Below are 12,668 nucleotides of genomic sequence, written 5' to 3'. Positions count from 1 at the left end.
GGTGGAGGCTCAGTTAGGCGACGCTACGGCTTTCGATGACGATTCCGGCGTCGGCCCGCACCGAGAACCCGATGGTGTCGCCGACCTGTTCGCCCATGCCGGCGAATCGCTTGACCGAGATGTTCCGGCGCACGTCGTTGCCGACCTCGACCATCTGCAACTCCATGAACACGTCGGCGATGGCCCGGAACGGCCCGATTGCTTCCTCGTCCACGGTCGAGGGGTCGACCGTGAGGACGATGACCTGTCCCTGCGAGACCAAATCGCGGAAGAACGAGATGATTTCGAGGGCGGCCTGTCGCTCCTCGTTCTGGCGAATCAGCGCCTCGAACTTGGGGTCGTTGCGGAGGATGGCGTCGAACGTGTCGATGACGATGACGTCGGCCTGCCACATCGCCTCGGCGTTCATCAACCGGTTGAGCAGTTCCTTCCGGTTGCCCTCGTCGTCTTCGGCCGTGGTCAACCGGCCGCCGCCGGTGTCCACGTCTGCGTGGAGGAACAGCAGTCGTTCGTCCAGCAGATGCTCCTCGATGCTGTAGGACAGCGAGTGCATCTGGTCGATGAACCCGCTGACGGTCAGTTCGGTCGAGAGGAGGGTGACCGAGTGGCCCGTCTCGCAGAGGCCGTAACTGAACCGCTGGCTCATGGCGGACTTCCCGGCCCCGTAGTCGCCCTCGATGAGGACGATGGACCCCCGGGGGATGCCGCCCCCGAGTTCGTGATTCAGTCTGTCGTGGTCTTCCAGGCCGAGCGAGTAGAGATTATCCTGACTCATGGTTAGGTTCTGAACCGCAGCACGTCGCTGTCGCCGTTCACGATGATTTTCACGCGGTGGTCGCCGCCGTTGAGCGATTGCGGTATTTCTATCTTTGCGACATTACCGTCTGCCCACGCCGAGCCGTCTACGACTGAGACGGTCACGCCTGTCTGATATCTCCCGTCTACCAATACTTCAATGTGGTCACTCGACGCATCGAGCGTCCGTGACCCCGTGTTCTTCACCAGGACCGTAATCATCCCGTCGCCATCGTCGTAGATAGCGCCACTTCCTGAGTCGCTGATGATTCGGATGTCGGTTCTGATGTCTCCGCTCACGTCCACGCTCCGTTCGCCCAACGCCGAGGAGAGCCGCTGGACGCCCTGCGTGAACGTCCCGGCGACGCTGGCGGCGACGATGAGGCTGGCGATGAACAGGATGAGATGCGAACTGGAGACGCTCGCCACTCACACCACCTCCGTCGCGGAGACGCCCGGTCCGGTCACGACCTTCACCCGCCCGGGTTCGGTCTCGACCTCGACTTCGACGCGGAACGTCTCGCCGGGGAGCCAAAGGTTAGTAGTGCTGTTTCCGTCCACTTCCGACGTCACCATTTTACTGCTCGTGGGACTGATGTAATTTCCATCTATAAGAATGTCGGTGTCATCAACCGACAGGGGTTCCGACCCCGTGTTGTTGACAGTCAGGTTCAGGTACAACTGGTTGCCCTCGTTTGCGACCTTCGTGTGGTTGAACGAGATTGCCGTGTTCTGGCGGGTCAGCTCCTCGTCGACGTTCTGTTCGTAGGCTCCGTGAACCTGCTCGAACCCGTTGCTCGCCGCGGTGTACGCGACGCCGAAGCTGATGAACATCCCGAGGAACAGGATTGCAGTCGCGCCGCTAACGCTGAATCCCATCACGCCCACCTCGAATCTGCGCACAGTGTTGGACGATTTTCCGCTGCACAGCGTCGCCGGTCAGCTGGCTCAGGAAGGTGAGGCTCTGGATGTGGTCGTCGATTTCGAGTGACGCAGGTCCGGTCTCCTCGGTATCGACCGAATCCACGTCTGCGAATCCGCTCACGAACGCCAGAAGCTCCTCCTCGACCGACTCGCTGATCCATCCGATGTCGCCGTAGTACTCGATGGAGCGCACCGCGTCCTCGGGACCGAACTCCTCGACGAGGAACTCCAGCCACTCCATCACCACGAGGTCCGAGACGTAGCCGTCCGGTAGCTCCGCGAGGTACGGATTGCCGCCCCGACCGTTCGACGCGGCGGACTTCGCGGGCTGGGTATCGGCCGGCTCCTCGAACTCGAAGTCGCCGTCTGCCGGTTCCTCGGGTTCGGTCTCGAGCGTCGGTTCCGGCTCCGGGTCTGGTTCGGGTTGGGCGTCCTCGGGTGCGCCCTCCTCTTCTTCGGCCCAGTCGGCCTCGCCGGACTCGTACTCCTCTTTGAGTTCCGCGAACGTCGAGCCACCGGCCTGCCCGCCGTCGTCGTCCGCGTCGTCGTCGGCGTCCATCTCGAGGTCGTCGCCCATCCCTTCGTCGGGCGAGTCGAAGCCGAGTCCGTCGGCCGCCTCGTCCTCGAAGTCGTCGTCCTCGAAGTCGTCGTCCGCGAACTCGTCGTCCATCTCGCCCATCTCGTCGTCTTCGTCTTCGAACTCCTCTTCTTCCTCGTCGAAGTCGTCGTCGAAGAAGCTCTCGGCCTCGGCGTCGGCGATGTCCTCGTTGAGGTCTTCTTCCTCTTCTTCCTCGTCGTCCTCGTCGAACAGGCCGAAGCCACCGTCGCCGCCGGCCTCGCCCCCGCCGAAGGCTCCGCCGCCACCACCCATGCCGCCCTGCTGGACGTCGTCCACGAACGGGTTGACGCCGCGGGTGACCATCTCGTAGATTTCCAGCAGTTTGCGGACGTTCTCCTCGGTCTCGTCCACTTTGGAGCTGATCTGCTCGTTCTCGCTCCGGACCGTGCCGACCGTCGAGGAGATTTCGGCGACTTCGTTTTCGAGTTCGTCGATTCGGTTCTCTAGCTCTTGGGTCGGTCCCGAACCCCCTTCGCCGCCCATGGCGAACTCGTCGTCGCCGCCGTCGGCCCAGTCGTCCATCCCGTCGTCCATCCCCATTCCGTCGTCCATCCCGCCGAAATCGTCGTCCATCTCGCCGCCCATGTCGCCGCCCATACCGTCGCCGCCCATACCGTCGCCGCCCATACCGTCGCCGAAGAGGTCGTCATCGCCACCGCCACCGTTGCCTTCGGCGTCGGCGCTCTCACCCTCCTCTTCGTCCATGAAATCCATGATTCCCATGCCGACCATGCCCGTCCCGAGGAGGTAAACGAACTGGTCGCTGAGACCGATAAGTTTCATTATCGACAACAGCGAACTTCCAGCACATTAATCTTCCCCCTGAGTTATCAACTCTGATACTGCCCGTCAGACGACCGTCAAATACCCACAGAGAGCTTCTGAAACCGCTTTCATGCCTCGAACTACTGGATTGATATACTATCAGATTTCCGGTATATACGGAGCCTGCGGGCGACCGGGTCGAAGGCCGGTTTGAGCGTGTCGGGGAGCGTCTCGGTCTTGCCGATGACGAGATAGCCGCCCTCCGCGAGGGACTTCGAGACGGTCTCCAGAATCGGAAGCTTGTGTTCGGCGTCGATGTAGATGAACAGGTTGCGACACACCACGAGGTCGAAGTTCGACTTGGGGTCGCCGTTGATGAGGTCGTGGCGCTCGAAGGAGACCAACTCCTTGACGGCGTCGGCGACCGCGAACTGGTCGCCCTCGCGCTCGACGTAGCGTTCGTACTCTTCGAGGGGCGCGAGCTGCTCGCCGATGTCGGTCGTGCGCGTGTTCTCGTAGACGCCCTGCCGGGCGGCCGCCAGAATCTCCTCGTCGATGTCGGTCGCGGTAATCTCGATGCTGGCGTCGTCGACCTCGGGGTCGTCCAGCGCGAGCATCGACAGCGAGTAGGGTTCCCGACCGTCAGAACACGCCGCGCTCCAGAGCCGCAGTCGGTCGCGCTCGGCCGAGAGCGTCCGCAGAACCTCGCGGACCTCCTCCCAGACCTCGGGATTTCGGAAGAAACTGGTGACGTTGACCGAGAAGGCGTCCAGCAGCGCCTCCTGCTCGCGCTCGTCCTCTCGGAGCAGTTCGTGGTACTCGGCGTACCCCTCGGCGTCGGTCCGGCGCATCCGCGAGGAGACCCGCCGGTCGAGGTACGAGTCGTCGTAGTAACTCGTGGCGAACCCGAGGTCCGTCTCGACGTAGTCGAGGAGTCGGTCGAACGCCTCGTCGTCGGGCGTCACAGGTCCTCGACCCCCTCGTGGGCGCTCGTCACGGTCAGGGTCCAGGTCTCGGGGACGACCTCCAGCGACCGCCCGTGGCCGCCGCCGACGTCCTCGGCGACTATCGCCACGCCGTGGTCGGAAAGCGCCTCGCGGGCCGACTCGACGTTGCGCTCGCCGACGCCCTCGCTGACGCCCGAGAAGTCCAGCATCCGGCTTCCGCCAGCGATTTTGGCCTCCAAGCGGTCGGGGTGTCCGCCAGCGTCTTCGACCGCGTCGACCAGTCGCTCGACGCCGCGGGCCATCGACCTGGCGGGCTTGGCCTCGGTCCCGGAGGTCGGTTCGGGGAGCATGACGTGGGCCAGTCCGGCGATTCCGGCGGGCGGGTCCGCGACCGCAACCCCGACGCAGGAGCCGAGACCGCTGGTCGTGAGTCGCGTATCGCCGGTTGCGACCGCGAGCTCCGCGACCCCGACCCGCACCCTGCCGGGGGTGTCTTCGTTCGAATCGGCATCTTCGGCCGGAGAGGTATCTTCGGTCGGGGGTTGGTGTTCAGTCGTCATGCTCATAGCGACCCTGCTTTCGTTGTTCGTTCGGCAGTCGCGTCGGGGTCCAAGTCTTCGAGCGCGGCTTGCAGGCCGCTCTTGTCCGGGATGGCGTAGATCTCGCAGTCGAACTCCCGGTCGTCCGCCCGGAGGGTCGCGTCGAACAGGAAGGCGAACGCCTGTCGCTGGCCGAGGCGCGCGACGACCGACTCCGCGACCGCCCGGCCCATGTCGTGGACGAACTGGGGCGGCGAGATGTCGATGGTCGTGTCCAAGACGTTCGCCCAGCCGTCGATGAAACTGCTGGTCATCACGTTGCCGATTTCCTTCATCGCCGAGCGCTCTCGGCCCTCGAACGATTCGACCTCGTCGGTGCCGGGCACGAGCGCGGTGACGACCTCGCGGGCCGACGCCTCGTCGAACAGGATGAGGATGTAGCCCCCGAGGACGCCCTCGAATTCGAGGACGACCCCGACGTGTTTCCGGTCGGCCAACTCGCCGGGCACGGTCTCGACCGGGACGAAACTCAACTGCGTGATGTCGACCCCGGTGTCGATGCCCGTCATCGCCGAGACGCTCTCGGAGGCGGTCCTGGCACCGGCCCCGGCCATCTCGCGGAGGGTCGTCAGCTTCTCGATAGGGATTTGTTCCTCGCCGCCGGTCAGCATCTCGCGCATCGAGTCGTCGTCGGGGAACATGTGAAACTCCACGTCCAACTCCTCGCCGACCGCGCTGACCTCGCTCCGGAAGACGAAGGCTCGCTCGCGCTCGAACCCGACCGAATCGAGGAGCTCCTCGCCGGTCCCCTCGACGTACTCGGGCGGCGTGATGTCGATGGTCGTCTCGAGGTGGTCGGCCCACCCGCCGATGAACCCGCTGGTGACGACGTTGCCGACTTCGGCGACCGCGCTCTCGTCCAACCCCTCGCCGGGAAGCAGGGTGTCCAGGAGGGTCTCCTCGCTCTCGTAGGAGAAGGTCAGCAGGCTCGTGCCGTCGATGCCGCCCTCGAAGTCGATGGCGATGCCGACGCGCTCGTCGGCGCGAGCGAGGTCGTCGGCCGACGCCAGCGTCACCTCGGTCACGTCCACCGACGCATCGATACCGGTCATCCCGGTGAGGTTCTCGGCGGCCCGCTCGGCACCCTCCTGTGCGGTTCGACTGAAGGTTCCCAGCGATTCGATGTCCACGTTCATGCTGCTGTAAGCAGGAAACCCAGCCGTTTACGGCAGGGAGGAATGCGCTTGACGATCTGTGCTATCGTGTGAATCGGTAGGCTGAAGTTCATTGTTGACATATCGATAGATGGCACGGTTGTACTGTGTCGCGCGACACGACATGAAGCCATCTTCGCCCGGTTCCTCGCCGGGTGACTTCGGCGGAGAGAGCCACACCGAGAAACCGTGTGTCGATGACTCGGCCGGAGATGGGTGCCCCCGTGACAGGGCCGCGGAACGCCTCGGATTCGAGGGTGAGAACCACCCGCTTGAGGTCCGAGGAGTCTGGTTCCGAAACCTCCGCTGTAGGACGTTCCTGCTGTGCAGGAAGCCCCGCCGTTTACGGTGGGTGAGGGTGTCACATCTCTATCTGCTTCATCAGCGAGACGAGTTCCTCCAGTTCGGGGAAGGTGTAGACTTTGACCTCCACGTCGGCCTCGCGCGCGTGGACGCGAGAGTCGAACACGAGCGCCATGTCGTCGCGCCGACTGCCGACGAGGTTGTCCACCATCTTCGACCCCGCGCCGTAGGTGAACTTCGGCGTCGAGATGTCGATGGTCGTGTTCAGGACGTTGGCCCAGCCGTCGATGAAGCCACTCGTCATGATGTTGCCGATCTCCTGGACGGCGGACCGTTCCATGTCGCTGAATCCCTTCGAGGAGGGGTCTGCGCTACCGGGGAGCATCCCTTGGGCGAGTTTCTTCGCGCTGCTCGCGCTGAACAGGAACAGGATGTAGCCGTGGGGCGGTTCGACGAGTTCGATGTGCGTGCCGACCTGCTTCTCGTGGCCGACGTGGGTCTTGATGTCGTCGATTTCGAGGAAGTTGATTTTGGTAATCTCCATCTCGGTCTCCATCCCAGTCATCTGGTTGAGATGGCTGGCGACCGTGTTGGCTCCCTCCTTGGCCATTTGGTTGAACAGGTTCAGCTTTCGAATGTCAACGTGCAAGTTTCTATCGTCACCTCGGCTCATAGTTACAGGGTCTCCACGTCGAGAATCGTCACCACGTCGCCCTCGCCGAGGACCGCGGCACCCGAGAGACCGGGGATGCCCGACAGAATGCCCTCGAACGGCTTGACGACGACCTCTTCCTGGCGGCTGACCGCGTCGCAGTGAATCGCCACCTTGCGCTCGGACTCCTTGACCCGGACCAGCATGCCGTCGCCGTTCCGAGTCTCGCCGGGGACGTTCAGCGCGTCGCCGAGGCGCACGAGGGGGTAGACCGTGTCGTCGTGGGTGACGACTTCCTCGCCCTCGACGGTCTGGACGTCCTCCATCCGGCGAATCTCGTCCACGTTCTTGATGGGGATGCCGTACTCCTCGTCGCCGGACTGGACGAACAGCACCTTGACGATGGCGACCGTGACCGGCAGCGAGAGGCTGATCGTCGTGCCCTCGCCGGGCGTGCTGTCGATGCCGATTTCCCCGTCGAGACGCGAGACGGTGTCCTGGACCACGTCCATCCCGACGCCCCGACCGCTCACGTCGGTCACTTGGTCGTTTGTCGAGAACCCGGCGTGGAAGATGAGCTTCTGGGCCTCCTCGGTGCTGAGTTTCTCGGCCTCCTCGCGGGTCATGACGCCCTTCTCGACCGCCTTCGTCCGGATGGCGTCGGGGTCGATGCCCCCGCCGTCGTCCTCGACCTCGATGGTCACGCGGTCGCGCTCTCGGAAGCCGCGAAGCCGAATCGACCCCTCGCGGGGCTTGCCCGCCGCTTCGCGCTCCTCGGGCGGTTCGATGCCGTGGTCCACCGCGTTCCGGAGCAGATGCATCAGCGGGTCGCTGATTTCGTCCAAGATGGTGCGGTCCAACTCGATGTCGGTGCCCTCCATCTCGAAGTCTATCTTCTTCTCCTGCTCGCGCGCGAGGTCACGAACTAACCGCGGGAACTTGTTGACCACCTTCTTCAAGGGCACCAGCCGCATGTCCATCACGGTGTCCTGAAGACTGGAGGTAATCTTGTCCAGCTCGTCGAGGTGGTCCTCGGCGCTGTCGAGTTGGGCCTGCTCGACCGACCGCCGGAGCTTGATTCGGCTCGTGACCAACTGCTCGACCTGTCCGTGCAGGTCGTCTAGCTGGTCGACGTCCACGCGCACCGACTGAATCTCCTCGACGCCGTCGGTGGTCGCGCCGCCGGAGTCACCCGACCCGTCGGAGTCGCTGGAACTGCTGGAGCTACTGGAACTGCCGGAGCTACTCGAACTGCTGGAGCTACTCGAACTGCCGGAACTGCTGGCGCTACCGGAGTCGGTCGCACCGTCGTCCGACTGGTCGTCGGCGTCCACCACGTCGGCGTCGGTGAAGTCGTCGCTCTCCGCGGTCGAGTCGCCGCCCGCGTCGGCCTCCGCCGAGGAGTCCTCGGTCGCGTCCGCCGTTTCCTCGGCGTCCGCGCCGTCTGCGCCGTCTACGGCCTCCGCGGCGTCCGATTCGGACGCCGCGGCCGTTTCGTCTGCCTCGTCTGTCGTGCCACTCGCGCCTGCGCCGGTCGCCTCGATGGCGTCCGCGTCGAGCGCGGTGACGACGCCGCCGTCGATTTTGCCGACCGCGGCGACGACCGACTCGACTTCGTCGGCCCCGCTGGCCGCGACGAAGGCGTCGAAGCCGTCCTCGTACTCGCCGTCGTTGATGGCGTCGACCTCCGGGACTGTGCCGAGGAGGTCCAGATTCTCCTCCAGTCCTTCGAGCGCGAACATCGCGTCCACGCCCTTCATCTGAGGGTCGCCCATGTCCACCGCGACGTGGAACACCTCGCCGTCGGCGTTCGCCAGCGCGGCGGGGTCCGAGAAGTCGTCTACCGGCACCGCGTCGAGGTCTGCGCCGGAATCAGCGTTCGCGTCGGCGTCCTCGGCGGTCGCGTCCGCGGCGTCGCTCTCGTCGGCGTTGCCCTCGCCGCCCGCGCCGCCGTTCTCGATGACGCCCCGGATTTCGGTGATGATGTCCTCGGGGTCGATGTCGGACTCGCCGTCCTCCTCGATTTGGCTCAGCGCCCGGTCGATTTCGTCCACGCCAGCGAACACGAGGTCCATGATTTCGGGCGTGACCTCCATGCGACCCTGCCGAATCTCGTCCAGCAGGTCCTCGATGGCGTGCGCGAGGTCGCTCTCGTCCTGAAAACCCATCGCGCCGAAGTTACCCTTCAGCGTGTGGGCGGTCCGGAAAATCGAGTCCATCGCGGCCTCGTCGCCGGGGTCGTCTTCGAGTTCGAGTAGCGAGTTGTTCAACTCCGTGACGTTCTCTTCGCTCTCGCGTATGAAGTCCTGTATGTAATCTTCCATGTCTTTTCACCCGTTGTCTCGAATCGTGTCGAGAATCGCCTTGCCCATCTCGTCGGCCGAATGCACTTCGTCCACGCACCCGGTCTCGATGGCTCTGGCCGGAATACCGAAGACGGAACAACTCTCTTCGTCCTGAGCGAGCGTCGCCCCGCCAGCGCCCTTGATGGCTTCGATGCCCTCGGCACCGTCCGAACCCATGCCGGTGAGGACGACGCCCGTGAGGGGACCGTCTATCTTCTCGGCGGCCGTCTCCATGGTCACGTCGATTGCCGGGCGCACGCCGTGGAGGGCCTCCTCCTGCTGGAGGCGCAGGCGAATGCGTCCGTTGCCGTAGCCCGCGACCTCCATGTGGTAGTCGCCTTTCGCCACGACGGCGTCGCCGCCCGTGATTCGCATCCCGTCGGTGGCCTCGCGCACGTCGTACTCGCTCCGACCGTCGAGTCGCTCGGCGAACCGCCCGGTGAACCCGTCGGGCATGTGCTGGACGACCAGCACGCGGAAGTTCGCCTCGGCGGGCAGACTCGACAGGACGCGCTCGACCACCCGAGGCCCGCCGGTCGAGGCCCCGATGACCAACGTCGGATTCTCGACGTAGCCGTGGTCGGCCTCGATGGCGTCGGTCGTGGTGTCCACGTCGTCGACCGACGAGGGGTCGGCTCGGGTCGCCGACTTGACCTTCTCGACCAAGGCGTCGCCGTGGGCCGAGATTTCGGTCGAGACCTCGCCGCCCGGCTTGGCGAGGAAATCGACCGCGCCCTTCTCCAAGGCCTCGAACGTCGCTTCCGCGCCGTCTTCGGTGTGGGCCGACAGCATCAACACGGGAGTCGGGTTCGTCGCCATTATCTCCTCGACGGCCTCGATGCCGTCCATGCGAGGCATCTCGACGTCCATCGTCACGACGTCGGGGTCGTGGGTCCGGACCGCCTCGACACCCTCCTCGCCGTCGTTGGCCTGCGCGACGACTTCGATGCCGCCGTCTTCGAGGATGTCGGAGATGACCGTCCGCATGAAGTGAGAGTCATCGACGACGACTGCCCGCGTCATGCTGAGATAACGTCCTCGATAGCGTCCATCACGCTCGGTTTCTGGAATGGCTTCGTGATGTAGCCGTCCGCACCGGCCTTGATGGCCGCCTTCATCTTCTCTTCCTGCCCGATACTCGTACACATGATGATGTTGGCGTCCGAGTCGGCCTCCTTGATTTCGGAGGTGGCCTCGATGCCGTCACGAATCGGCATCACGATGTCCATCATCACGAGATTGGGGTCGTGTTCCTCGTAGAGTTCGACCGCTTCGACGCCGTTCTCGGCCTCGCCCGCGATTTCGAACTCCTCTTCGAGAATCTCACGAAGTAGATTCCGCATAAACTCCGAGTCGTCTACGATTAGCACGTTCTTAGCCATGCGATAGTCACCAAGCGGTTGATTTGAAACGGGGTGAAATAAATTCTCCCCTATACTTATCACGAGCGGTACTCGTTGCGAACCGGCCGAGACTCGACTGAGTGAGCGCAGTCATTTCAGTTGGTCGATAATCGCGTCGATGTCGATCCAGACCACGAGGTCGAGGCCCTCGCCGTTGGGCTTTCGGATGATGCCCCGCGAGACGCTCTCCTGAATCCCGCGCGTGTCGAGGTCCGAGAGGTCCTCCTCGTCGTCGATTTTGTCCTCGGGGTAAGTCGTGACCTCCAGCACCTCGTCCACCCGAATCCCGATTTTCTGCTTGTCGTCGGCCCGGTCGAGGACGAGGACGTTCTGCTCGTCGCGCTCGGGCGGTTCGCCCTCGATACCGAGGAACGTCCGGGGGTTGATGATGGCGGTGGTCTCCCCGCGCAGGTCCATCACGCCGTCGATGGAGTCGGGCGTCCGGGGGATTCGCGTGACCTTCTTAATTTCCACGATGCTGTCCACCTCGTCGATTTCGACCGCGCAGTAGTCCTCGCCGAGGCGGAACTCCACGACCTGTCGGGTCTCCACGTCGCGGACCTCGGGCGAGTCGGCCGAATCGGTTCCGTCACCGGGGTCGGCGTCGGTCTGCTCTACCTCCATACTGGTCTCTCGTTGAAAACATCGAACCCCAGAATATAAAACCCGCCCTCGTCTCTCGGAGATGATAATTGGACGAGTCGGCCGCCGGTCCCCGCAAGTTCGACCGTTTCGGCACGGATTTCCCGCCGAGCGTCCCCGAGACCCGGGACGACGCCGACCGGTCGAGCGCCGCCGCGGCGTCGTTCGACGCTCCTCCCGCGCGGACGCTCGCCCGGCTGACAAGAGACAGGCGCTCGGCCGGGCTTTCCACCGGGGATGCGCTCGACTGACCAACCGCAGCAGAAGCCCGGCTGAACAAACTACCACGGGAGGAGGAAGGGGCCGCGCGGTGGCGGGCCGCAGGCCCGTGGTCGTCTGGCCGACCCCTATCCGCGCGGGCGGTGTTGAGAGCGCGGATATGTCGGCCAGCGACCGCCGGAAGACAACCCGCGTCTTCCGAGGTCTCGTTCGCTCTGCTCACGAGACCGCCACCGCGCGGGGGCCTCAAGAAGTGTTCACTGCTACGATTGTCGCCGATGCCGATTCGGTACAACGCGGTTCTAAACCACCAAGATATAACTATACACTACTAAAGAAAATGATTACACACCTCTAACAAACAAAAACCTTTCTCTAAACGTTCTCGGGCGGGAACACCATCCCGCGGTCGTCCTGCACCTTCTCCAGCAGGTCGGCGATGGAGTCGTCCGGTCCCAAGTCGTAGGACTCCAGAATCGCTTGCAGGCACGACGGCGAGTAGCGCACCCGGACGTTCGACTCTGTCAGGAGGATGCCCAGCACGTCCTCGACCGCGGTCTCGGTCGTCAACTGCTGGGCGTACCACCGCAGGAGGCTGTCGAAGACCGTCCCCACGTCGTCGGAGAACATCTGCTGGTGGCTGATGGCGTCGTCGGACTTGGCCGTGACGTGGAACCCGTAGCGGGCGCTGGTGCTGTCGAGGTCGTCTTCCAGCCACTCTTTGACCGCGCCCGAGCTGACGTTGCCCGCGTCGTCCGACTGGAGTTCGGGCGTCTGGGCGTCTGCGGGGGCCTCGGCGGGCCGCGCGTCGGCGTCGCGGGACTGCCCGCCCGCGTCTCGGCGGTCGGGCGCGGACACGTCGGGGCGGTCGTCGGTGCCGATGACGTAGCGGCCGCTGTCCAGCGAGACGACGTTCTCCTCGTCCTCGATGTCGAGCTCCTCCGGCGACAGCGCCCCGCCTTCGTCGGCGCTCGCCGTGTCGTCGGGCGTCAGCGCCGCCCGGTCGTCTGGGTCCCGCCCGTCGTCCGGCATCGGACACATTGGGAGACGGTACCGTTCGATTTCACATAAACCCACCGCCTAGGTGGCGGTCGAACCCCGCGTCGGTCGGCCGGGCCGTAGATTTCGCTCCTCGCGCTCGCTCACACTGTCGGTGATTCCGGTCGATTGACAACGACATCGTTCTGGCACCGAGAGATTGCCGACAATTTTTGCCAGCGAGCGCCAGTTGACTGAACGAACCCCGAGTTTTCGACAATCGTTGAAACAGGGATTTATTATCGTCGAACTTCTGGCTTCCA

14 protein-coding genes are annotated in these 12,668 nt (G+C 64.2%); 1 reads left to right on the top strand and 13 read right to left on the bottom strand.

The genetic code is table 11. The features are described 5' to 3' along the window. Positions 1–13: 13 nt before the first annotated feature. The 12 genes from EPL01_RS14220 to EPL01_RS14165 all read right to left on the bottom strand — a co-directional run bounded on the left by EPL01_RS14220 (position 14) and on the right by EPL01_RS14165 (position 11,130). Complete coding sequence (locus EPL01_RS14220) at positions 14–775, bottom strand: archaellum protein ArlH (RefSeq protein WP_135825937.1); 762 nt, start codon at positions 773–775, stop codon at positions 14–16. Between the two features lie 2 nt (positions 776–777). Next, the gene (locus EPL01_RS14215; RefSeq protein ID WP_135825936.1) at positions 778–1,224 is read right to left on the bottom strand and encodes an archaellum stator protein ArlG; all 447 of its coding nucleotides are present in this window, start codon (positions 1,222–1,224) and stop codon (positions 778–780) included. Then, positions 1,225–1,674, bottom strand: a complete 450-nt coding sequence (locus EPL01_RS14210) for an archaellum stator protein ArlF (RefSeq protein WP_135825935.1) — start codon at positions 1,672–1,674, stop codon at positions 1,225–1,227. It lies immediately after the preceding gene. Continuing rightward, positions 1,658–3,121 (bottom strand): FlaD/FlaE family flagellar protein, encoded by a 1,464-nt coding sequence (locus tag EPL01_RS14205; protein WP_246045705.1) that lies wholly within the window; start codon positions 3,119–3,121, stop codon positions 1,658–1,660. The genes EPL01_RS14210 and EPL01_RS14205 overlap by 17 nt, the downstream gene beginning before the upstream one ends. 122 nt (positions 3,122–3,243) lie before the next feature. After that, positions 3,244–4,068, bottom strand: a complete 825-nt coding sequence (locus tag EPL01_RS14200) for a CheR family methyltransferase (protein ID WP_135825934.1) — start codon at positions 4,066–4,068, stop codon at positions 3,244–3,246. Next, positions 4,065–4,616, bottom strand: coding sequence for a chemotaxis protein CheD (locus tag EPL01_RS14195; RefSeq protein WP_246045704.1), 552 nt, complete (start codon positions 4,614–4,616; stop codon positions 4,065–4,067). Before EPL01_RS14195 ends, EPL01_RS14200 begins: the two co-directional genes overlap by 4 nt. After that, complete coding sequence (locus EPL01_RS14190; RefSeq protein WP_135825933.1) at positions 4,613–5,785, bottom strand: chemotaxis protein CheC; 1,173 nt, start codon at positions 5,783–5,785, stop codon at positions 4,613–4,615. The genes EPL01_RS14195 and EPL01_RS14190 overlap by 4 nt, the downstream gene beginning before the upstream one ends. A 379-nt stretch (positions 5,786–6,164) precedes the next feature. Next, positions 6,165–6,779: a chemotaxis protein CheC gene (locus EPL01_RS14185; protein ID WP_135825932.1), complete on the bottom strand. Its 615-nt coding sequence runs from the start codon at positions 6,777–6,779 to the stop codon at positions 6,165–6,167. A 2-nt stretch (positions 6,780–6,781) separates the two neighbouring features. After that, the gene (locus tag EPL01_RS14180) at positions 6,782–9,082 is read right to left on the bottom strand and encodes a chemotaxis protein CheA (protein ID WP_135825931.1); all 2,301 of its coding nucleotides are present in this window, start codon (positions 9,080–9,082) and stop codon (positions 6,782–6,784) included. Between the two features lie 6 nt (positions 9,083–9,088). Further along, positions 9,089–10,126 (bottom strand): protein-glutamate methylesterase/protein-glutamine glutaminase, encoded by a 1,038-nt coding sequence (locus EPL01_RS14175; RefSeq protein ID WP_135825930.1) that lies wholly within the window; start codon positions 10,124–10,126, stop codon positions 9,089–9,091. Then, entirely contained in the window at positions 10,123–10,485 is a 363-nt protein-coding gene (gene cheY, locus EPL01_RS14170; protein WP_135825929.1) for a chemotaxis protein CheY, read from the bottom strand. Before cheY ends, EPL01_RS14175 begins: the two co-directional genes overlap by 4 nt. Before the next feature lie 111 nt (positions 10,486–10,596). Further along, positions 10,597–11,130 (bottom strand): chemotaxis protein CheW, encoded by a 534-nt coding sequence (locus EPL01_RS14165; protein WP_135825928.1) that lies wholly within the window; start codon positions 11,128–11,130, stop codon positions 10,597–10,599. Between the two features lie 68 nt (positions 11,131–11,198). Here EPL01_RS14165 and EPL01_RS14160 point away from each other — a divergent pair, with 68 nt between their 5' ends. Continuing rightward, positions 11,199–11,399, top strand: coding sequence for a hypothetical protein (locus EPL01_RS14160; protein WP_135825927.1), 201 nt, complete (start codon positions 11,199–11,201; stop codon positions 11,397–11,399). A gap of 343 nt (positions 11,400–11,742) precedes the next feature. Here the strand turns inward: EPL01_RS14160 and EPL01_RS14155 are convergent, their stop codons facing one another. Further along, complete coding sequence (locus EPL01_RS14155; RefSeq protein WP_135825926.1) at positions 11,743–12,408, bottom strand: DUF7500 family protein; 666 nt, start codon at positions 12,406–12,408, stop codon at positions 11,743–11,745. Positions 12,409–12,668 lie beyond the last annotated feature (260 nt).

Source organism: Halorussus ruber, assembly GCF_004765785.1.
Classification (GTDB): Archaea; Halobacteriota; Halobacteria; order Halobacteriales; family Haladaptataceae; genus Halorussus; species Halorussus ruber.
The sequence above is the reverse complement of the archived record's forward strand: the minus strand, read 5'-3'. Positions and strand labels throughout refer to the sequence as shown.